22 protein-coding genes are annotated in these 20,297 nt (G+C 58.0%); 13 read left to right on the top strand and 9 right to left on the bottom strand.

Annotated features, from left to right (window positions below; translation table 11 throughout):
* Nucleotides 1-69: 69 nt before the first annotated feature.
* Nucleotides 70-1,557, bottom strand: a complete 1,488-nt coding sequence (locus ENTCL_RS03040; protein ID WP_013364635.1) for a UxaA family hydrolase — start codon at nucleotides 1,555-1,557, stop codon at nucleotides 70-72.
* 18 nt (nucleotides 1,558-1,575) lie between these two features.
* The gene (gene uxaC, locus ENTCL_RS03035) at nucleotides 1,576-2,988 is read right to left on the bottom strand and encodes a glucuronate isomerase (RefSeq protein WP_013364634.1); all 1,413 of its coding nucleotides are present in this window, start codon (nucleotides 2,986-2,988) and stop codon (nucleotides 1,576-1,578) included.
* 473 nt (nucleotides 2,989-3,461) lie between these two features.
* On the opposite strand from uxaC, the gene ENTCL_RS03030 reads away from it, so the two are divergent.
* The 11 genes from ENTCL_RS03030 to ENTCL_RS02980 all read left to right on the top strand — a co-directional run bounded on the left by ENTCL_RS03030 (nucleotide 3,462) and on the right by ENTCL_RS02980 (nucleotide 10,648).
* Nucleotides 3,462-4,757, top strand: coding sequence for an MFS transporter (locus tag ENTCL_RS03030; protein WP_013364633.1), 1,296 nt, complete (start codon nucleotides 3,462-3,464; stop codon nucleotides 4,755-4,757).
* Between the two features lie 123 nt (nucleotides 4,758-4,880).
* Nucleotides 4,881-5,657 (top strand): transcriptional regulator ExuR, encoded by a 777-nt coding sequence (gene exuR, locus ENTCL_RS03025; protein ID WP_013364632.1) that lies wholly within the window; start codon nucleotides 4,881-4,883, stop codon nucleotides 5,655-5,657.
* 313 nt (nucleotides 5,658-5,970) lie between these two features.
* Entirely contained in the window at nucleotides 5,971-6,633 is a 663-nt protein-coding gene (gene yqjA / locus ENTCL_RS03020) for a DedA family general envelope maintenance protein YqjA (RefSeq protein ID WP_013364631.1), read from the top strand.
* Nucleotides 6,634-6,635: 2 nt separating this feature from the next.
* Nucleotides 6,636-7,019, top strand: coding sequence for an EnvZ/OmpR regulon moderator MzrA (mzrA, locus tag ENTCL_RS03015; protein WP_013364630.1), 384 nt, complete (start codon nucleotides 6,636-6,638; stop codon nucleotides 7,017-7,019).
* 152 nt (nucleotides 7,020-7,171) lie between these two features.
* Nucleotides 7,172-7,540 (top strand): DUF1090 domain-containing protein, encoded by a 369-nt coding sequence (locus ENTCL_RS03010; RefSeq protein WP_013364629.1) that lies wholly within the window; start codon nucleotides 7,172-7,174, stop codon nucleotides 7,538-7,540.
* A gap of 25 nt (nucleotides 7,541-7,565) precedes the next feature.
* A complete protein-coding gene (locus tag ENTCL_RS03005; protein ID WP_013364628.1) occupies nucleotides 7,566-7,871 on the top strand; it encodes an ElaB/YgaM/YqjD family protein in 306 nt (101 codons plus the stop codon).
* Between the two features lie 2 nt (nucleotides 7,872-7,873).
* The gene (locus ENTCL_RS03000) at nucleotides 7,874-8,272 is read left to right on the top strand and encodes a phage holin family protein (protein ID WP_013364627.1); all 399 of its coding nucleotides are present in this window, start codon (nucleotides 7,874-7,876) and stop codon (nucleotides 8,270-8,272) included.
* Nucleotides 8,265-8,546 carry a YqjK-like family protein gene (locus ENTCL_RS02995; RefSeq protein WP_013364626.1) on the top strand — a complete coding sequence of 94 codons (282 nt, stop codon included), beginning with the start codon at nucleotides 8,265-8,267 and terminating at the stop codon, nucleotides 8,544-8,546. Before ENTCL_RS03000 ends, ENTCL_RS02995 begins: the two co-directional genes overlap by 8 nt.
* A 177-nt stretch (nucleotides 8,547-8,723) precedes the next feature.
* Nucleotides 8,724-9,116 carry a DoxX family protein gene (locus ENTCL_RS02990; protein WP_013364625.1) on the top strand — a complete coding sequence of 131 codons (393 nt, stop codon included), beginning with the start codon at nucleotides 8,724-8,726 and terminating at the stop codon, nucleotides 9,114-9,116.
* Between the two features lie 72 nt (nucleotides 9,117-9,188).
* Complete coding sequence (locus ENTCL_RS02985; RefSeq protein WP_013364624.1) at nucleotides 9,189-10,175, top strand: glutathione S-transferase family protein; 987 nt, start codon at nucleotides 9,189-9,191, stop codon at nucleotides 10,173-10,175.
* A 107-nt stretch (nucleotides 10,176-10,282) separates the two neighbouring features.
* Entirely contained in the window at nucleotides 10,283-10,648 is a 366-nt protein-coding gene (locus ENTCL_RS02980) for a DUF805 domain-containing protein (RefSeq protein WP_013364623.1), read from the top strand.
* A 53-nt stretch (nucleotides 10,649-10,701) separates the two neighbouring features.
* On the opposite strand, the gene yhaJ is transcribed toward ENTCL_RS02980, so the two are convergent.
* Nucleotides 10,702-11,598: a DNA-binding transcriptional regulator YhaJ gene (gene yhaJ, locus ENTCL_RS02975; protein WP_013364622.1), complete on the bottom strand. Its 897-nt coding sequence runs from the start codon at nucleotides 11,596-11,598 to the stop codon at nucleotides 10,702-10,704.
* A gap of 104 nt (nucleotides 11,599-11,702) precedes the next feature.
* On the opposite strand from yhaJ, the gene ENTCL_RS02970 reads away from it, so the two are divergent.
* Both ENTCL_RS02970 and ENTCL_RS23875 read left to right on the top strand, forming a co-directional pair.
* Entirely contained in the window at nucleotides 11,703-12,404 is a 702-nt protein-coding gene (locus tag ENTCL_RS02970) for a pirin family protein (RefSeq protein ID WP_013364621.1), read from the top strand.
* Between the two features lie 25 nt (nucleotides 12,405-12,429).
* Nucleotides 12,430-12,600 (top strand): hypothetical protein, encoded by a 171-nt coding sequence (locus tag ENTCL_RS23875; RefSeq protein WP_013364620.1) that lies wholly within the window; start codon nucleotides 12,430-12,432, stop codon nucleotides 12,598-12,600.
* A gap of 35 nt (nucleotides 12,601-12,635) precedes the next feature.
* On the opposite strand, the gene ENTCL_RS02965 is transcribed toward ENTCL_RS23875, so the two are convergent.
* The 6 genes from ENTCL_RS02965 to pflB form a co-directional block, all read right to left on the bottom strand.
* Nucleotides 12,636-13,946 carry an L-cysteine desulfidase family protein gene (locus tag ENTCL_RS02965; protein WP_013364619.1) on the bottom strand — a complete coding sequence of 437 codons (1,311 nt, stop codon included), beginning with the start codon at nucleotides 13,944-13,946 and terminating at the stop codon, nucleotides 12,636-12,638.
* Nucleotides 13,947-13,989: 43 nt separating this feature from the next.
* Entirely contained in the window at nucleotides 13,990-15,321 is a 1,332-nt protein-coding gene (locus tag ENTCL_RS02960; protein ID WP_013364618.1) for an SLC5/6 family protein, read from the bottom strand.
* A 289-nt stretch (nucleotides 15,322-15,610) separates the two neighbouring features.
* Nucleotides 15,611-16,015: a Spy/CpxP family protein refolding chaperone gene (locus ENTCL_RS02955; RefSeq protein WP_013364617.1), complete on the bottom strand. Its 405-nt coding sequence runs from the start codon at nucleotides 16,013-16,015 to the stop codon at nucleotides 15,611-15,613.
* 109 nt (nucleotides 16,016-16,124) lie between these two features.
* Entirely contained in the window at nucleotides 16,125-17,489 is a 1,365-nt protein-coding gene (gene tdcG, locus ENTCL_RS02950; RefSeq protein ID WP_013364616.1) for an L-serine ammonia-lyase, read from the bottom strand.
* A 93-nt stretch (nucleotides 17,490-17,582) separates the two neighbouring features.
* The gene (locus tag ENTCL_RS02945) at nucleotides 17,583-17,972 is read right to left on the bottom strand and encodes an enamine/imine deaminase (protein WP_013364615.1); all 390 of its coding nucleotides are present in this window, start codon (nucleotides 17,970-17,972) and stop codon (nucleotides 17,583-17,585) included.
* 13 nt (nucleotides 17,973-17,985) lie between these two features.
* A complete protein-coding gene (pflB, locus tag ENTCL_RS02940) occupies nucleotides 17,986-20,280 on the bottom strand; it encodes a formate C-acetyltransferase (protein ID WP_013364614.1) in 2,295 nt (764 codons plus the stop codon).
* Nucleotides 20,281-20,297: the final 17 nt, after the last annotated feature.

Here is a 20,297-nt window from a genome sequence, read left to right as displayed (position 1 = left end):
TAGCGCATCAGGCAATTTCGCGTTTGTCATCAGTCTGAAACGGCGCTGCATAAGCGCCGTTTTTTCGTTTTACAGCGTGACGCCGCTTTTAAATATCGCCAGTTCGCGGAAATCGTTGCGCTCGTTGCAGGTCTGTTTGCCGTTGGCGAACTCGACTAAGGTATCAATAAAGTCGTCGAGCACCTGCGGCATCGCTTTGCCGTGAATCAGCTGCCCGGCATCGAAGTCGATCCAGTGCTTTTTCTTCGCCGCCAGCTCGCTGTTGGTGGCGATTTTTACCGTCGGCACAAAGCCGCCGTACGGCGTACCGCGTCCGGTGCTGAACAGCACCATATGGCACCCGGCTCCCGCCAGCGCGCTGGTGGCGACCGCATCGTTACCCGGAGCGCTCAGCAGGTTAAGACCGTGGGTCTTCAGCCGTTCGCCGTAGCGCAGGACGTCAACCACCTGGCTTGAGCCCGCCTTCTGCGTGCAGCCCAGCGATTTCTCCTCAAGCGTAGTAATGCCGCCCGCTTTGTTGCCCGGCGACGGGTTCTCGTAAATAGGCTGATTATGTTCGATAAAGTACTGTTTGAAGTCGTTCACCATGGTGACCGTTTTCTCAAACGTCGCTTCGTCGCGGCAGTGGCTCATCAGGATCTGCTCGGCGCCGAACATCTCCGGCACTTCGGTCAGCACCGTCGTACCGCCGTGGCCGATCAGGTAATCCGAGAAGCGCCCCAGCATTGGGTTAGCGGTGATCCCCGACAGGCCGTCGGAGCCGCCGCACTCCAGACCAAACTTCAGCTCACTCAGCTTGCCCGGCTCGCGCCGGTCGTGGCGCATCACCTCATACAGTTGATGCATAAGCTCAAGCCCGGCCTCGACTTCATCGTCCTGCTTCTGGCAGACCATAAAGCGTACGCGCTCAGGACTGAACTCGCCCAGCGTTTCCCGGAACGCGTCGACCTGGTTGTTCTCGCAGCCCAGGCCAATCACCAGCACCGCCCCGGCGTTGGGGTGACGCACCATGTTCTGCAGCATCGTGCGGGTGTTGAGGTGATCGTCGCCGAGCTGGGAGCAGCCGTAGGTATGGCTGAACAGGAACGCGCCGTCGGTGCCTTCGGCATCGTGGGTTTCCTTCAAAAACCGGGTCAGGATCTGCCGGGCGATGCCGTTGACGCAGCCGACGGTCGGCAGGATCCACAGCTCGTTGCGTACCCCGACCTCGCCGTTGGCGCGGCGGTAGATCTGCACATCGCGATCCGCCCCCAGCGCCGCAGCCGCATGAAGATCCGGCTGATAGCTATACTCGTCGAGATCGCTCAGGTTAGTCCGCGTATTGTGGGAGTGAATATGTTCCCCGGGCGCAATGTCCGTCAGCGCATGACCGATGGGCAGACCATATTTAACGACGTTTTCCCCTTTCGCAATCGCGCGCAGGGCGAACTTATGCCCGCGCGCTACGTCGGACCGTAGCGTCACCGTCTGACCGTCGACCGTCACCCCGGTGCCCGCGGCGATATCGGCCAGCGCGACGACAACGTTGTCCAGCGAATGGATCTTGATGTATTGCATATCAACCAACCTCAGGCCTTAGTTCAGTTCAATGGCGAAGTAATCACGCGCATTGTTAAAGCAGATATTTCTCACCATTTCGCCCAGCAGCTGAATATCCGCAGGCGCTTCGCCAGCCGCCACCCAGCGGCCGATCATCTGGCACAGAATGCGGCGGAAATATTCATGACGGGTATAGGAGAGGAAGCTGCGGCTGTCGGTCAGCATACCGACGAAGCGGCTCAGCAGCCCCAGCTGCGCCAGCTGGGTCATCTGACGCTCCATGCCGTCTTTCTGATCGTTGAACCACCAGCCGGAACCAAACTGCATCTTGCCCGGCATCCCTTCGCCCTGGAAGTTGCCGGTCATGGTGCCAAGCACTTCGTTATCGCGCGGATTCAGACAGTAGAGAATGGTTTTCGGCAGCAGATTCTCTTCGTTCTGCTTGCTCAGCAATTTAGACAGCTCTTCCGCCACCGGGCGATCGTTGATGGAGTCAAAACCGACGTCCGGCCCCAGCAGCTTGAACTGGCGCTGGTTGTTGTTGCGCAGCGCGCCGATGTGGTACTGCTGCACCCAGCCGCGACGGGCATACTCCGCCCCCAGCCAGACCAGAACGGCGGTTTTAAACTGCGCCACCTCGTGCTTGCTGAGCGTCCCGCCGGAGAGACGGCGGGCCAGGATCGCGTCAAGCTCGGCGTCGCTCGCCTCGGCGAACAGCACGACGTCCAGCGCATGGTCAGAAACTTTACAGCCGTGGGCGGCAAAGTGATCCAGGCGGCGGGAGAGCGCGGTTTGCAGGTCGCTGAAGCGACGGATATCGGTATCGGAGACCGCGCCCAGCTTCGCCATGTAGTCGTTAAAGGTGGCCTGTTCGATGTTGAACGCTTTATCCGGGCGCCAGCTCGGCAGCACCTTAATGCTGAAGCTGCTGTCTTTGGCGACGGCGGCATGGTGCTCCAGCGAATCAATCGGATCGTCGGTGGTGCCGACCATCTTCACGTTCATCTGCTGCATAATGCCGCGCGCGGAGAAGGCGTCCTGCGCCAGCAGGTCGTTGCACTGGTTCCAGATCTCATCCGCGGTCGACGCAGAGAGCAGCTTACCGGTAATGCCAAACGGGCGGCGCAGTTCGAGGTGCGTCCAGTGGTACAGCGGGTTACCGATGGTGTGCGGTACGGTCGCCGCCCAGGCGTCGAACTTCTCGCGGTCCGACGCATCGCCGGTACACAGGCGTTCAGCCACGCCGTTGGTGCGCATCGCGCGCCATTTGTAGTGGTCGCCTTTCAGCCAGATGTCATACAGGTTTTTGAAGCGATAATTTTCGGCAATCTGCTGCGGCGGGAGGTGGCAGTGATAGTCGAAAATCGGCTGGTCTTTGGCGTAATCATGGTACAGACGGCGGGCAAATTCAGTATCAAGCAGAAAATCTTCGGTCATAAACGGCGTCATTATCGTCTTCCTCTTAACGAGTGATGAGATGCTTAACTGTCATGCTGACAAAGTTATCACACCAATTTCCAGTTACAGAGAATTATTTCGTGAGTTAGATCAATAAACGTCGACAAAAAAATCCTCACCAGAGGAGTAAAAATCGTCGCAAACCGCGCCGTTTCTGGCTTTCCATACCGCAGATAATGACCACACAAAGATTCACACATTTGTGATGTCACTCACCCTTTAAAGTTGTATGACAAGTTATCTTTTTGCCGTCGCAACATATAAACCGACGGAATGCATTGCCGGTGTCTCAGACATCGGATTTAGCGGTACGGATACCGACTCATGCACATACAGATAGGGCAAGGTTCGGGCCGCTCCGGGAGTTTCCCCCGGCGACGCCCTCCCGTTAAAAGACACCTGCCGACACCGGTTGAGATGTCATCGTGCTCTGGCGCGGAAATAACATAACGATGAGGTTTTACATGCGTAAAATTAAAGGGTTACGTTGGTACATGATAGCACTGGTGACGCTTGGCACCGTGCTGGGCTACCTGACGCGTAATACCGTGGCGGCGGCAGCGCCAACATTGATGCAAGAGCTGCACATCTCCACGCAGCAGTACTCCTATATCATCGCGGCTTACTCCGCGGCATACACCGTCATGCAGCCGGTGGCAGGCTACGTGCTGGACATCCTGGGCACCAAAATTGGCTACGCCTTCTTCGCTATCACCTGGGCTGTCTTCTGCGGCGCTACCGCGCTGGCGGGCAGCTGGGGCGGCCTGGCGCTGGCGCGCGGCGCGGTAGGCGCGGCGGAAGCGGCGATGATTCCGGCCGGCCTGAAGGCCAGCTCCGAATGGTTCCCGGCGAAAGAGCGTTCGATTGCGGTCGGCTACTTCAACGTCGGTTCGTCGATTGGCGCAATGATTGCGCCGCCGCTGGTGGTGTGGGCTATCGTGATGCACAGCTGGCAGATGGCGTTCATCATTTCCGGCGTGCTGAGCTTTGCCTGGGCGCTGGCGTGGATCTTCCTTTACAAACACCCGCGCGACCAGAAAAAGCTGAGCGACGAAGAACGCGCTTACATCATCGGCGGCCAGGAAGCGCAGCACCAGACCAACAACGCGAAGAAAATGTCGCCGTGGCAGATCCTGCGCACCCGTCAGTTCTGGGGCATCGCGCTGCCGCGTTTCCTGGCTGAACCGGCCTGGGGGACCTTCAACGCGTGGATCCCGCTGTTCATGTTTAAAGTCTACGGCTTTAACCTGAAAGAAATCGCAATGTTCGCCTGGATGCCGATGCTGTTCGCCGACCTCGGCTGTATCGTCGGGGGCTACCTGCCGCCGCTGTTCCAGCGCTGGTTTGGCGTAAACCTGATCGTTTCCCGTAAGATGGTAGTCACCATGGGCGCGCTGCTGATGATTGGCCCAGGCACCATCGGTCTGTTCACCAGCCCGTATGTGGCAATCGGCCTGCTGTGCATCGGTGGCTTTGCCCACCAGGCGCTGTCCGGCGCGCTGATTACGCTCTCTTCCGACGTCTTCGGACGTAACGAAGTGGCGACCGCGAACGGCCTGACCGGTATGGCGGCATGGACCGCGAGCACCCTGTTCGCTCTGGTGGTCGGCGCGCTGGCCGATACCATCGGCTTCAGCCCGCTGTTCGCCGTCCTGGCGGTGTTCGACCTGATGGGCGCCGTGGTTATCTGGACCGTGCTGAAGAACAAACCGGCCAACGAACTGGATCCAACCGTCGGCAAACCGGCGACGCAGAATTAATCGTCCTATCACATCTTGTGAAAAAGCCGCCGACCAGGGCGGCTTTTTCATGTCCCGCGCTGGAGAGTCCTTAGTAAAAGTGGTATAACAAATCTAATGTGACGACCCCTGTCTGGAGCGTATATGGAAATCACGGAACCCCGTAGATTGTATCAGCAGCTTGCTGCCGAGCTGAAAGATCGCATTGAGCAAGGCGTTTACCTTGTGGGCGATAAACTGCCTGCAGAACGTTTTATTGCCGACGAAAAAAATGTCAGCCGTACCGTCGTGCGCGAAGCGATCATCATGCTTGAAGTGGAAGGCTATGTTGAGGTGCGCAAAGGGTCCGGTATTCACGTCATCTCCAACCAGCCGAAGCACTACCACGCGCCGGATGAGTCCCTGGAATTCGCCAACTACGGACCGTTTGAGCTGCTGCAGGCGCGCCAGCTGATTGAGAGCAACATCGCTGAATTCGCCGCGACCCAGGTCACCAAACAGGACATCATGAAGCTGATGGAGATCCAGGAGAAAGCGCGCCACGAAAAATGCTTCCGCGACTCCGAATGGGATTTACAGTTTCACGTTCAGGTGGCGCTGGCGACCCAGAACACCGCGCTCGCGGCGATCGTCGAGAAAATGTGGACCCAGCGCGTGCATAACCCGTACTGGAAAAAACTCCACGAGCATATCGATTTACGCACCGTAGATAACTGGTGCGACGATCACGACGAGATCTTAAAAGCGCTGATCCGCAAGGATCCGCACGCGGCGAAACTGGCCATGTGGCAGCACCTGGAAAACACCAAGCAGATGCTGTTTAACGAAACCAGCGATGATTTCGAATTCAACGCCGACCGCTATCTGTTTGCGGAAAATCCGGTGGTTCACCTCGATACCGCCGCCAACGGCACGAAATAACGCGTTTTCTTGCCCACCGGCGCGGCGGGTGGGTAAGAAAAGCATTAATTGTGTCAGCATGTGTAAAATCCCTCGCCACACTCCCCGACAATCCGCAAAATCGTTACGTATGAGATAACATTTTCTCTGACGCACGCGCAGAGCCTTTGTTACACTTAGACGCATTTTGTGGTGAGCCTGCCCGGCGCAGACCCACATCAGACATGGAAAAGTTCAGCACGCGCTGCGAGCGACCATAATAAAAAGATGATAACTGTCGCATGTTGTGTTTTGCGTTCAGGCGTGACGTTAATCGATGTACCAGGAATCGTGAATGGAACTGTTAACCCAATTGCTGAGTGCCTTATGGAGCCAGGATTTTGAAACCCTGGCCAACCCCTCCATGATCGGCATGCTCTACTTCGTGTTGTTTATGATCCTGTTCCTTGAGAACGGACTGTTACCCGCGGCTTTTCTGCCAGGCGACAGCCTGCTGGTGCTGGTTGGCGTACTGATAGCCAAAGGCGCAATGGGGTACCCGGAAACCTTACTGCTGCTGACCGTCGCGGCAAGCCTCGGCTGCTGGGTGAGCTATATCCAGGGGCGCTGGCTAGGCAATACCCGGATAGTGCAAAACTGGCTGTCCCATCTGCCCGCCCACTACCACCAGCGCGCCCATCATCTGTTTCACAAGCACGGGCTTTCCGCGCTGCTGATTGGCCGCTTTATCGCATTCGTACGCACCCTGCTGCCGACCATTGCCGGGCTGTCTGGCCTGAGCAGCGCCCGCTTTCAGTTCTTCAACTGGATGAGCGGCCTGCTGTGGGTGCTCATTCTCACGGCCCTCGGCTACCTGCTGGGCAAAACGCCCGTTTTCCAGAAATATGAAGACCAGCTGATGTCGTGCCTGATGCTGCTGCCGGTTGTCCTTCTGGTCTTTGGCCTGATAGGTTCGCTGGTCGTCCTGTGGAAGAAAAAATACGGTCAACGGGGCTGAGCATGGGTTTGCAGAACATGACCTTACGCCGCTTCACCCTCAGCATGAGCGCCCTGCTGCTGCTGTGCGCGCTGCTGTGGCTATGGGCGGCGCTGGAGCAACAGGAGTCGAGCCTGGCTATCCGACCGGTCACGCCGAACACCAGCATGCCGGACGGTTTTTCCATTTGGCACCACCTCGACGCTAACGGTATCCGCTTTAAAAGCATCACGCCGCAGGACGATGCGTTAGTCATTAAATTTGAATCCAGCGAGCAGAGCGCCGCGGCGAAAGAGGTGCTCGACCGTTCGCTGCCCCACGGCTATGTCATTGCGCTGCAAGAAGATGATGCGATCGCGCCGCAGTGGCTTTCGCGCCTGCGCGACGCACCGCACCGCCTGGGGTAGTACGCCCCTCCAGGATTCTGAATCTGCGCATCCGCGTTGGTGATTTCGCGTTTACTCACTATCATTGAGTAATTGGGAGCAACCAGTACTATGATAATGACTGGTCTGGGCAACGCAGCGGCGACGCCCTTGCACAACGGAAGGTTTCACCTATGACATACCGCACTGTTCTGGCACTGGCCCTGGTTTCCCTGAGCGCCGGTGCTTACGCCTCATCACCGTGCCTGGAAAAGCAGCAGGACATCCAGCGCGAGATCCACTACGCCGAAAAGCATCACAACCAGAGTCGTATTGATGGCCTGAACAAAGCGTTACGTGAAGTCAAAGCGAAGTGCAACGACGGCCAGCTGCGCGCTGAGCATCAGAAGAAAATCGACAGGCAAAAAGACGAAATCGCCGAGCGCCGCCGCGAGCTTGATGAAGCCAAAGCGAAAGGCGACGCGGACAAAATCAGCAAACGTGAGCATAAGCTCAATGAAGCGCAGGAAGAGTTAAAAGCGCTTGAATCCCGCGATTACTAAGCAACGGAAAGAGAGGAAGAGGATCATGTCAAAAGATACCACATCTGAAAACTTACGCGCTGAACTGAAATCCCTGGCAGACACGCTGGAAGAGGTGCTGAACAGCTCTTCGGACAAATCGAAAGAAGAGGTCAGCAAGCTGCGCAGCAAAGCCGAGCGCGCGCTGAAAGAGAGCCGTAACCGCCTGGGCGAAACCAGCGACGCCATTGCCAAACAGACCCGCGAAGCCGCTGCCCGCGCCGATGAGTACGTACATGACAACCCGTGGACCGGCGTTGGCATCGGCGCGGCCGTCGGCCTGGTGCTGGGCGTACTGCTGACGCGTCGCTAATCATGTCTGAGTCACATCACGCGCAAGGGCCTGGCAAGAACCTTTTCGGCATCGGACAACGCATCGTCACGCTGGTCGTCGGGATAGTGGAAACCCGCCTGCGGCTGGCCGTCGTTGAGCTGGAAGAGGAAAAAGCCAACCTTGTCGGGCTGCTGCTGCTGCTGGGGCTGACCCTGCTGTTTACCACCTTCGGACTGATGAGCCTGCTGGTGCTGGTCATCTGGGGCATCGACCCGCAGTATCGCCTTAATGCGCTTATCATCACCACGGTGGCGCTGCTGGCGCTGGCGCTGATCGGCGGGCTGCTGACGCTTCGCCGCGCGCGGCGCTCAACCCTGCTGCGCCTGACCCGCCGGGAGCTGGCGAACGACCGCGAGTTGCTGGAGAACCCCCGTGAGTAGCGCAAAGGAACGCCAGCGGCGCAAAACGCTGCTGCTGCGACAGATCCAGCAGCAGCGCCTCGATCTCGCCGCCAGCCGCCGCGACTGGCTTGAGGCGTCGCAGCCGCTGGATCGCGGCTGGAACACACTGCTGACCCTGCGCTCGTGGGCGCTGGCCGGCAGCAGCGCGCTGGCGGTCTGGTCCGTACGCCATCCCCGGCGGCTGGTGCGCTGGGCGAAACGCGGCGTCGGCGTCTGGAGCACCTGGCGGCTGGTCCGCAACCTGCTGCGCTAAACCCGCCCCCCTTCCCGCTATCACTCAATATCTTTGAAGAAGAACGACAGTTTTCCTTGCTAACAATCGTCACACACCCCGATTACACTTCTCTCCATCGACAGCAACTACGCGGTATCCCCGCGAAATTGCACGCTAAATCAATACAGCCGCCCATGGGGTTATCTGGAGAGTAAGATGAAAAAATTAGAAGATGTTGGTGTACTGGTAGCACGCATTCTGATGCCAATCCTGTTTGTCACCGCAGGTTGGGGAAAAATCACTGGTTATGCGGGTACCCAACAGTATATGGAAGCCATGGGCGTCCCGGGCGCGCTGCTGCCACTGACTATCCTGCTCGAGTTTGGCGGCGGTCTGGCTATCCTGTTCGGTTTCCTGACCCGTACTACGGCAATTATCACCGCAGGTTTTACGCTGCTGACCGCGTTCCTTTTCCACAGCAACTTTGCTGAGGGCGTTAACTCGCTGATGTTCATGAAAAACCTGACCATCGCAGGCGGCTTCCTGCTGCTGGCGCTGACCGGACCGGGCGCCTTCAGCCTTGACCGCGTACTGAACAAAAAGTGGTAAGCTATCTATACTGATGCAGAGAAAAGCGAGGAGAAATCTCCTCGCTTTTGCCATCTGCAGGAGGAAAGAAACATGGGACAACTGATTGACGGCGTCTGGCATGATGTCTGGTATGACACCAAATCCACCGGGGGACAGTTCAGGCGCTCAGTTTCGGCATTTCGCAACTGGCTGACGGCCGACGGCGCTGCCGGTCCTTCTGGCGAAGGCGGTTTTGCCGCAGAAAAAGGCAGATACCACCTGTACGTTTCGCTTGCCTGCCCGTGGGCGCACCGCACCTTAATCATGCGCAAGCTGAAAGGGCTGGAGCCGTTTATTGACGTTTCCGTGGTGCATCCGCTGATGCTGGAAAACGGCTGGACCTTCGCTGACGACTTCCCCGCGGCGACCGGCGACAGCCTCTATCAGCATGAGTTTCTTTATCAGCTGTACCTGCACGCCGACCCGCACTACAGCGGCCGCGTAACGGTGCCGGTGCTGTGGGATAAGAAAAACCACACCATCGTCAGCAACGAATCGGCAGAAATTATTCGCATGTTCAATACCGCTTTCGACGCCCAGGGCGCGCGGGCGGGCGATTACTATCCGCCGGCGCTGCGCGGCCAGATTGATGAGCTTAACGGCTGGATCTACGACAACGTCAATAACGGCGTCTATAAAGCCGGGTTCGCCACCAGCCAGCAGGCCTATGACGAGGCGGTCGCCAGCGTCTTTACCGCCCTCGAGAGGTTAGAGCAGATCCTCGGCCAGCACCGCTATCTGACCGGCAGTCAGCTGACCGAAGCGGATATTCGCCTGTGGACCACGCTGGTACGCTTCGACCCGGTGTATGTCACCCACTTCAAATGCGATAAACACCGCATTAGCGACTACCCGAACCTGTACGGCTTCCTGCGCGATCTTTACCAGCATCCGGGCGTTGCGGAAACCGTCAATTTCGACCACATCCGCAGCCACTACTACCGCAGCCACAAGACGATCAACCCGACCGGCATTATCTCGGTCGGCCCGTGGCAGGATCTCGACGCGCCGCATGGACGGGACGCCCGCTTCGCTTAAAACATTCAGGGCATCACCAGATGCCCTTTTTTATTTCGCCATCACCGTCTATCCTTACTTCGATCGCTTAAAAAACAAGTGATTAACCGTTGAATGAGGCAAGGAACATGGACTGGTATCTAAAAGTACTGAAAAATTATGTCGGTTTTGGCGGGCGGGCGCGTCGTAAGGAATACTGGATGTTCGTACTGGTGAGCTTCATTCTTGCCGCGGTACTCAGCATTATCGATAAAATGCTGGGCTGGGAGCGGGCGGCGGGTGAAGGCGTGCTGACGTCGGTGTACGGGCTGCTGGTGCTGATCCCGACGTGGGCGGTGCAGTTTCGCCGTCTGCACGATACCGACCGCTCGGCGTGGTGGCTCCTGCTGCTACTTATCCCGGTAGTCGGCTGGATTGTTATCCTGATCTTCAACTGCCAGAGCGGAACGCCTGCCGATAACCGCTTTGGTCCTGACCCGAAACTCAGCGCCTGACGTCATGATTCGCCGGGCGGCGCTCGTCCGCCCGGTTCATCTTGCCGGTTACGCTATTTCCCGGCGAACAGTTTGGGAATTTCGCGCAGGCACCAGGCTTTGGCTTCGCCCATGCTGTCGCGTCGCCAGGCCATAATGATATCCACCTCGCTGGTGTACTCCGGGCTGACGACGCGCAGCCGCCCTTCGGCAATATCCTGTTCGACCAGCGGATAGGGTATGGTCGCGACACCAAGACCTGCCAGCAGCGCCTGGCGCTTATCCTCAATGGTGCTGACCGTCAGACGCGGCTGCTTGTCGAGCAGCTGCACCGTGAGCACCGGACGCTCCCGGGCGGTATCCGCCACCGCCACGCCGCGATACTTCACGCGCGTCACTTCGGATAACGGTTCCGGTTCCTGGTGAATGGGGTGGTCAGGCGCAGCCACGTATACGTTCATCACCGAGTAGAGCTTGCGGGAGTTTATCTCCGATGACGAGCGAAAATGCATGTCGGGGGCGATGACAATGTCCGCCCGCCCCTGCTCCAGGCGCTCCCATGAGCCCGCCAGCACTTCGGTAATAAACGACAGCTGGGTATTGGCCTTTGCCGCCAGCTTTTCGACCAGCGGGAACAGCGCGGGCGTTGGCACCAGCGCTTCGCTAACGATAGTCAGGTGCGTTTCCCACCCGCGCGCCAGCGCTTCGGCATCGGTCGTCAATTTATCCGCTGCTTCCAGCAGAACGCGGCCGCGCTCCAGCAGCATCCGCCCGACGTTGGTAAATTTCGTACGATGGCCGGAGCGGTCAAACAGCACCACATCCAGCTCCTCTTCCAGCTTCTGCATGGTATAGCTGAGGGCTGAAGGCACGCGGCCCAGCTCATCCGCCGCGGCCGCAAAGCTGCCGCGTCTGTCGATGGCGTCCATCACCCGCAGCGCTTCCAGCGTTAATGCTCTTTCTTTAGCCATAGCGTTCTCATTCAGTAAATTTGAACATACCAGGCAGAATATCTGGCTAACAATGCAGCGTCCAGCCCCTTAACATAAAAGGAAGTAAAGAGAGGTCAAGAACTATGATTACGACACGAACAGCCAAACAGTGCGGAAAAGCAGATTTCGGCTGGCTACAGGCCCGATACACCTTTTCCTTTGGACACTACTTCGACCCGAAGCTGCTCGGCTATGCCTCCCTGCGCGTCCTCAACCAGGAGGTCCTCGCCCCCGGCGCGTCGTTCCAGCCGCGCGCCTATCCGAAGGTCGATATTCTCAACCTGATCCTGGAAGGCGAAGCGGAGTACCGCGACAGCGAAGGCCGCCACGTTCAGGCGAAAGCGGGCGAAGCGCTGCTTATCGCCACCCAGCCAGGGGTGAGCTATAGCGAACATAACCTGAGTAAAGAACGCCCGCTGACCCGTATGCAGCTGTGGCTGGATGCCTGCCCGGAGCGTGAAAACGCGCTGGTGCAGAAGCTGACGCTGACCGACGCCGCCCAACAGCTGCTGGCCTCGCCGGACGGCAGCCAGGGCAGCCTGCAGCTGCGCCAGCAGGTGTGGCTCCACCAGATCCAGCTGGAGAAGGGACAGCAGCTGAGCTTCCAGCTTCACGGCCCGCGCGCCTACCTGCAGTCCATCCACGGCACGGTGCATGCGTTAACGCCGCAGGAAGAGAAAGAGGCGTTGACCTGCGGCGATGGCGCTTTTATTCGTGATGAGGCTAACATTACGCTGGTTGCCGATACGCCGCTGCGCGCTTTGCTGATAGATTTACCGGTGTAGTGATTACACACGGAGGCGGAAGTTAGTGAGTAAGAAGCACACGAAGAAAACAGCGCAATTTAACGCTGTTACAGCACCTGAAACGCCGGAAACCGCCGTTTCAGCGGTCTTCGGTTTTGAAGATATGCTCGGCGAGCTGGAGGCTATCGTCGCCGAAGCCGAAGTCAGGCTGGCGCAGGAAGCTGCCCTGGCATGATGAGATAAACCCCGGCAAGCCGGGGTTTATTACGTTTATGACGCCTTCTTCGCCATGATGTCGATGATCTGCCGGTCGGTTTGCTGCATGGCGTTGCAGGCCAGCGCGCAGAGGTTCGATACCGAGTCTTCAACGTCGTGCGCCACAATCCCTTCATCCCCGGTGACCGCCGTATCATCCAGCGCCATCAGCACCGCTTTCCAGGCCGACGACGCGCTGGTGGAAACCTTCATCGCGCAGCTGTTGGAGGCGCCATCGCAGATAATCCCGCTGACGTCGCCAATCATGCTGCCGATCGCTTTCGCCAGCGTCTCGTACCGCCCGTCCACCAGCCAGCTCATCCCCGCCGCGGCCCCCATTGACGCCGTGGTCGCCGCGCAGAGCGCGGACAGGCGCGGCAGTTGGGCGTGGATGTAGATGGCGCTCAGGTGGGACAGCATCAGCGCTCTGGCGAGACGTTCGTCATCGGCGTTGAAATGCTCAGCGACCACCACCACCGGCATGGTGGCGGCGATGCCCTGATTCCCTGATCCTGAATTGCTCATCGCCGGCAGCGAGGCGCCGCCCATGCGCGCATCCGACGCCGCCGCGGTGCGAATCACTATCTCCGAGGAGAGATCGTAAGCCATCAGCCCACGCTCGCACTGTTTTTCCAGCGTCGCGCCGATGTGCAGCCCCCACTTACCCAGCAGACCTTCACGAGAAAGCGCATCGTTCAGCGTCGCCGCATTGAGGATAAAACGGATCTCCTCGAACGGAACATGCTCAATAAAATTGAGAATATCGGCAAGCGAGGTCTGCGCCATCACGGCCAGCGGATCGCTATCCTCCTGCGCATCCGCCGGGTCCTCGTGGGTGAACAGCGTTTCGCCCTGCTTTTCGATGGCGATAACGCGGGTGTGGCCGCCGGCAATGGTGGCGCTCGCCCAGCGCTCCCCGCACCAGACTTTCGCGCGGGAGTACAGCAGCTCGTCGCAGGACGCTTCGACCCGGACGCACACCTTCCCCTCCGCCAGCAGGCGTTTTGCCTGCGTGATGGCCTCCGGCGTCGCCCGTTTGAGCACCTCCAGCCCGGCCTGCGGGTCGCCGCCCAGGGCACCCAGCGCAGCGGCGACGGGCAGCCCCACCATGCCGGTTCCAGGAACGGTGACCCCCATTCCGTTTTTCATCAGGTTAGGGGAAACCCAGGCTTCAATGCGTTCAATCTCGCCGTCCAGCTGCGCGGCCGCCACGGCGCTTGCCAGCGCCAGTGAAACAGGCTCCGTGCAACCCAGCGCAGGCTTCACCTCTTCCTGCACGGCGCGGATAAACTTTTTCCATAACGGAGAACATTCAGGGTTCAACATACAATCAACCTTCACTCTTACTCAGGGAACAGACTTTCCCGCATCAGGAAAATGCGAGAAACGGCGATACGCACAGCAGCAGACCGGTGATGATGATTATCATCAGCGAAACGCCTTTGTACTTGTGCAGCGCAGGCACCTTGTAGACCAGCCAGGCCGGAATCAGGCAACCCACCATGCCAAAAATAGGGCTGCAGATAGAGGTGAAGCTCAGCACCGGGGCGTTAAGCACGATGGCGCTCCAGGCGAGCAGAATGGCAAACACCATGATCCCGCGCTGGACGTGCTTTTCATTGATCCGATCCGCCGGAAATTTACGGCGCAGCAGGTTCATCACAATGCCCTGGGTCGCTTCACGAAAACCGAGGTACACGCCGAAAAAGGCGGTCATCACGGCAAAGATATTCAGGATAACGCTGACGATTTTTACCCAACCGGCGCCGTCGCCGCTGATAAACTGCGCCGCGATAGCCAGCGCGGAGATATTCTGTTCGTAGGCCTTAACCGCCTCTTCATGACCCATCGCCAGGGTAAAGGACACCGCGTAGAAAAAGACCGTCACAAACAGAATGACAAAGGCAATGTTCATCGCCCGCAGCGCCTTATAGCGCGCCACTTCCGGCGACTTTTCGCGAGAGCGGTAGGAAATCACCATCGGGCTTAAGGTCTGAATAAACAGAATCGAGGTCAGGGTAAAGGGCAGCGTAATAATGGCGTTTTTAATCAGCAGCCCCATCGGCGGCAACGACCCTGCGTTGTACAGATGCCACAGGCCGACCATCGAGACGCCGAGCGCCGCGACCACCAGCAGCTTGGTCAACACCATGCCGGTGGAGATTTTGAACAGCAGCTTCTCGCCGCGCGACGAAATAGCGACCAGGATGCAGATAAGCGCCAGACCGTAGAACGGGCTGTCGGACAGCAGGCCGCTGGTCACGCCAAAGGTGTGTAAATAGGACGCGCTGTCGTTGGTGATCGCCGTGGAATAAACGAACATCCAGATAACCAGCATCACAAAATAGAGCGCGCCTAACAGAATGCCCCAGTTTTTACCCAGATAACCGCTAATCACGCTCGGGTAATCTTTGCATTCAGGGGATTCTGCAAGGGTATTAATAAATAAGCGCTGGAATAAATACATGGCCGGGTAGCCAATAATGGAGGAGAGCAAAAAGACCCACAGCCCCATTAATCCTACCTGTACCGGTAAAAAGACAATGCCCGCGCCGATAGCCATCCCGATACTCATAATGACCCAACCGGTATCCGTGCTATCGAATTTAATGGCTTCCTTCCATTCGCTCTCCGTCATATTTACCCGACGGCCGGGCGTAATACCATCCACAACGACGCTAGTGTTTGTAGCCGTTTCCATAAAGATCTCGCTTGTAGGTAGAGGTTTTATTATTTTTTCGAACCGCGTCAAGGCGATGCGCGGCGCGTAGCGCAGGCGAGTTATTGGAATGAGAAAATCATACTCGCGAGGACGGAGAAAAAAATCGCCATTATGGTGATAATTTGCTTATCCCGGGGAAAAGTTTTTATAACGAGGAATGAAAATAGAAAACTATTCTACCAACGCCGTATGTGAGAAGGAGATCACACAACGAAATTATGGGTAAAAAAATACCCCGGCCATAATGACCGGGGTATTTCCATCATGCTTAGTTTGTCGCGGCCTGGACCAGATCGTCGCGAACCTGCTTGCGCTGCTCCGGCGTCAGTACCTGGTTGACGTCGAAATAGTATTTCACACGGTAGTAGCGCACCTGCTGATCCACTTTGCTAAATGCGGCCAGCTGATCTTTCACCGCTTTCTCGTTCCATTTCCCGGACTGGATAACATCGATCAGCGCGCCGTCCTTAACGTCTTTCATGGAAACCTGCTCAACGCTTTTCGCCATCTGATCGTGCAGGCTTTTGATTTTCGTTACCTGCTCGTTGCTCAGCTTCAGGTGCTGAACAATCGGGTCCTGCGAAGGCGCTGGCGCCACGTCAGCCGCCTGAGCAGTCATGGAGAAACCCGCAGCGGAAAGCAGCAGCACAGCAACACGCGTCATCTTTTTCATCATTTCATCCTGTAGAGAGCTTGCCAAAAAACAGCCTATTATTTTTCACCCTACCGTGAATGTATGTAATGAATTATTTATACAATTTTGTATGTAATGACGGTTGCTATTAGACGCAGACAACTTTAATCGCCAGCCCGCCGCGCGACGTTTCACGATATTTATCGTTCATATCCTTACCGGTTTCGTACATCGTCTCGATGACTTTATCCAGCGATACCCGAGGCTCAGACGTCCGGCGTAGCGCCATCCGCGCCGCATTGACCGCTTTTACGGCGTTAATGGCGTTGCGCTCAATGCACGGAATTTGCACCTGCCCGGCGACCGGATCGCAGGTCAGCCCAAGGTTATGCTCCATCGCAATTTCAGCCGCAATACACACCTGCCCAGGGCTGCCGCCCAGCAGCTCCGTCAGCCCCGCCGCCGCCATCGAACAGGCGACGCCTATCTCGCCCTGACAGCCCACCTCCGCTCCGGAAATGGACGCGTTCATTTTATACAAGGCGCCAATCGCGCCGGCGGCCAGCAGATAGCGGGCAATTGAGTTGGCGTTAACCGGGCGGCGGAACTTGTCGTAATAGGCCAGTACGGCGGGAATAATGCCGCAGGCGCCGTTGGTCGGCGCCGTGACGACCCGCCCACCGGCCGCATTTTCCTCGCTGACGGCCAGCGCAAACATATTAATCCAGTCGATAACGTTCATCGGGTCGCTGGACAGGCTATCGCTGGCGACCAGCATCCGGCGTAACGCAACGGCACGACGCGGCACGTTGAGCGGCCCCGGCAGCACGCCTTCGGTGTTCATACCGCGCGTAATTCCGGCCTGCATGACCGCCCAGAGGCGGGCAAACCCGGCGTCAATCTCTTCTCTGCTGCGCAGCGCCAGCTCATTTTGCAGCATCAGTCCGGAAACCGACAACCCGCTGCGTTCACACAGCGTCAGCAGCTCGCTGGCAGAGCGAAAGCCATACGGAACGGGCGTTTCGACCTCATGCCGCTGGCCAAAGCGCTCCTCTTCAACAATAAAACCACCGCCAATGGAGTAATAGGTTTTACTCAACAGCATCTCCTGCGCACGCCACGCGGTGATGCGCATCCCGTTTTCATGACGCGGGAGGGCGTCGGGATGGAAGACAATGCTGTCAGAGACGGGAAAATCAACCACATGTGCGCCGTTCGCCACCGGCAAGCGTCCGCTGCGCGTAACCTCCTGAATAAAAGCAGGCATGCTGTCGATATCCACATCCTGCGGCGAGCTGCCCGCCAGCCCCATCATGATGGCGCTATCGGTCGCATGACCTTTGCCGGTCAGCGACAGCGAACCATAGAGATCGACGGAAATTCGGGTCGTTGCCGGCAGAGCGCCGGAGTTTGCCAGAAGATCGATAAAACACTTGCCCGCGTTCATGGGCCCTACGGTATGGGAACTGGAAGGTCCAATACCTGTTTTAAAAATATCGAATGCGCTAATCATATCCACACCCTCGGATAGCCGTTCAGTGAAGACCAGGTTTCACACTCTTCATGGAGGCGGGGCGAGCCGAAGCTGCGCCCCGCAGAGGCTCGGTCAGGCGCCGCGTACCGCGATGGCTTCAATTTCCAGCTTCACATCCTTTGGCAAGCGGGCGACCTGCACGCAGCTGCGCGTCGGATAGGTAGCCTGATGCTCATCAAAGAACTGCTGATAGACCTGGTTAATGGCGGCAAAATCGTTCAGGTCGGTGATGAACACGGTCGTCTTCACAATACTGCCCACCTCTAACCCGGCGGCAACGACGATAGCCTTGACGTTTTCCAGGCTCAAACGCGCCTGATCGACCACATCGGCAGGGATATCCCCCGTCTGCGGACACACCGGGATCTGGCCTGACGTATACACCATGCCGCCCAGATCGATCCCCTGCACGTAGGGGCCGATGGCCCCGGGCGCGCGCTGTGTTTCAATATTTTTTCTCATGGTTCCTCCGGCGTTATAACGCCTGGGTGAAGGTTCGGGAGATCACGTCCTGCTGCTGTTCACGGGTAAGCGCGTTAAAGCGCACCGCATACCCGGAAACGCGAATCGTGAGGTTGGGGTACTTCTCGGGATGCTCAATGGCATCCAGCAGCATGTCGCGGTTCATGACGTTAACGTTGAGGTGCTGTCCGCCTTCGATGCTCTCCTCATGGTGGAAGTAGCCATCAAGCAGCCCCACCAGATTGGTTTTCCGCGCGCTGTCCTCTTTGCCCAGCGCCGCCGGGACAATGGAGAAGGTGTAGGAAATCCCGTCTTTGGCGTAGGCAAACGGCAGTTTCGCCACCGAGGTCAGCGAGGCCACCGCGCCCTTGCGATCGCGGCCGTGCATCGGGTTAGCGCCTGGCGCAAACGGCGTTCCCGCCCGGCGGCCATCCGGCGTATTGCCAGTTTTCTGGCCGTACACCACGTTGGAGGTGATGGTCAGAATCGACTGCGTCGGCACCGCGTTGCGGTAGGTCGGCAGCGCGCTAATCTTACGCATAAAGCGCTCGACCAGGTCGCAGGCGATGCTGTCCACGCGCTCGTCGTTGTTGCCGTACTGCGGGTACTCGCCCTCGATGACAAAATCGACCGCCAGCCCGTTGTGGTCACGAACCGGTTTCACCTTCGCGTACTTAATCGCCGACAGCGAATCCACCGCCACCGACAGCCCGGCGATACCGCAAGCCATCGTGCGGTGCACATCGCGGTCGTGCAGCGCCATCAGCGAAGCCTCGTAGCTGTACTTGTCGTGCATATAGTGGATAAGGTTCAGCGCGCTGATGTACTGCACCGCCAGCCAGTCCATGAAGTGATCCAGGCTCTCCATCACCGTGGCGTAGTCCAGCACGTCGTCCATTAACGGCGCGGTTTTCGGTCCGACCTGGATTTTCAGCTTCTCATCCACCCCGCCGTTGATTGCGTACAGCAGCGTTTTTGCGAGGTTGGCGCGGGCGCCGAAGAACTGCATCTGCTTGCCGATGACCATTGGGCTGACGCAGCAGGCGATGGCGTAATCGTCGCTGTTGAAGTCAGCGCGCATCAGATCGTCGTTTTCATACTGCAGCGAGGAGGTCGCAATCGACATTTGCGCGGCGTATTTTTTAAACGCGATCGGCAGCGCTTCTGACCAGAGGATCGTCAGGTTAGGCTCTGGCGCAGGCCCCATGGTATGCAGCGTGTGCAGATAGCGGAACGAGCTCTTCGTCACCAGCGTGCGGCCATCCAGCCCCATCCCGCCAATGACCTCCGTCGCCCAGATAGGGTCGCCGGAGAACAGCGAATCAAACTCCGGCGTGCGCAGGAAGCGCACCATGCGGATCTTCATGATGAAGTGGTCGATAAGCTCCTGGGCCTGGGTTTCGTTCAGACGCCCGGCGCGCATATCGCGCTCAATATAGATGTCGAGGAACGACGCCGTACGGCCTAGCGACATCGCGCCGCCGTTCTGCGATTTCACCGCCGCGAGGTAGGCGAAGTACAGCCACTGGATAGCCTCCTGGGCATTTTGCGCCGGACGGGAGATATCGCAGCCGTAGCTTGCCGCCATCTGCTGGATCTCCAGCAGCGCGCGGCGGTGCTCCGCCAGCTCTTCGCGCAGGCGAATGGTCGCCTCCAGATCTTCACCGCGCTGCAGGCGGGGCTGCAGATCGGCAAACTGCTGCTCGCGTTCGCGCACCAGATACGCAATACCGTACAGCGCCACGCGGCGATAGTCGCCGATGATGCGCCCGCGGCCGTAGCCGTCCGGTAAACCGGTGAGCACCCCGGATTTACGGCAGCGCAGCATATCCGGCGAATAGACGTCGAAGACGCCCTGGTTATGGGTTTTGCGCAGATGGGTAAACAGATGCTCAAACTGCGGGTCCATCTCACGACCATAGGCGTCGAACGAGCTTTTGATCATGTTGATGCCGCCGAACGGATGCAGCGCGCGCTTGAGCGGCTTATCCGTTTGCAGACCCACGATGGTTTCTAAGCGCTTGTCGATATAGCCCGGCGCGTGCGCAATGATGCTGGTCGCGACGTTGGTGTCGAAATCCACCGGCGCATGGGTGGCGTTTTCAAGGCGAATGCCCTCCATGACGTTTTCCCACAGCGCGGTGGTCGCAGGCGTGGCGTCGGCAAGGAAGGATTCATCGCCTTCATACGGGGTGTAGTTATTCTGGATAAAATCCCGAACGTTAATTTCGTTTTTCCACGCCGAACCGTTAAATCCCTGCCAGGCGTCGGTATACAGCATATCGCTGGTATCGATATTTACCTTCATGAAAATAGTCTCTCTGT

Origin of the sequence: [Enterobacter] lignolyticus SCF1 (genome assembly GCF_000164865.1) — a bacterium.
In the GTDB taxonomy this organism is placed as follows: Bacteria; Pseudomonadota; Gammaproteobacteria; order Enterobacterales; family Enterobacteriaceae; genus Enterobacter_B; species Enterobacter_B lignolyticus.
The sequence above is the reverse complement of the archived record's forward strand: the minus strand, read 5'-3'. Positions and strand labels throughout refer to the sequence as shown.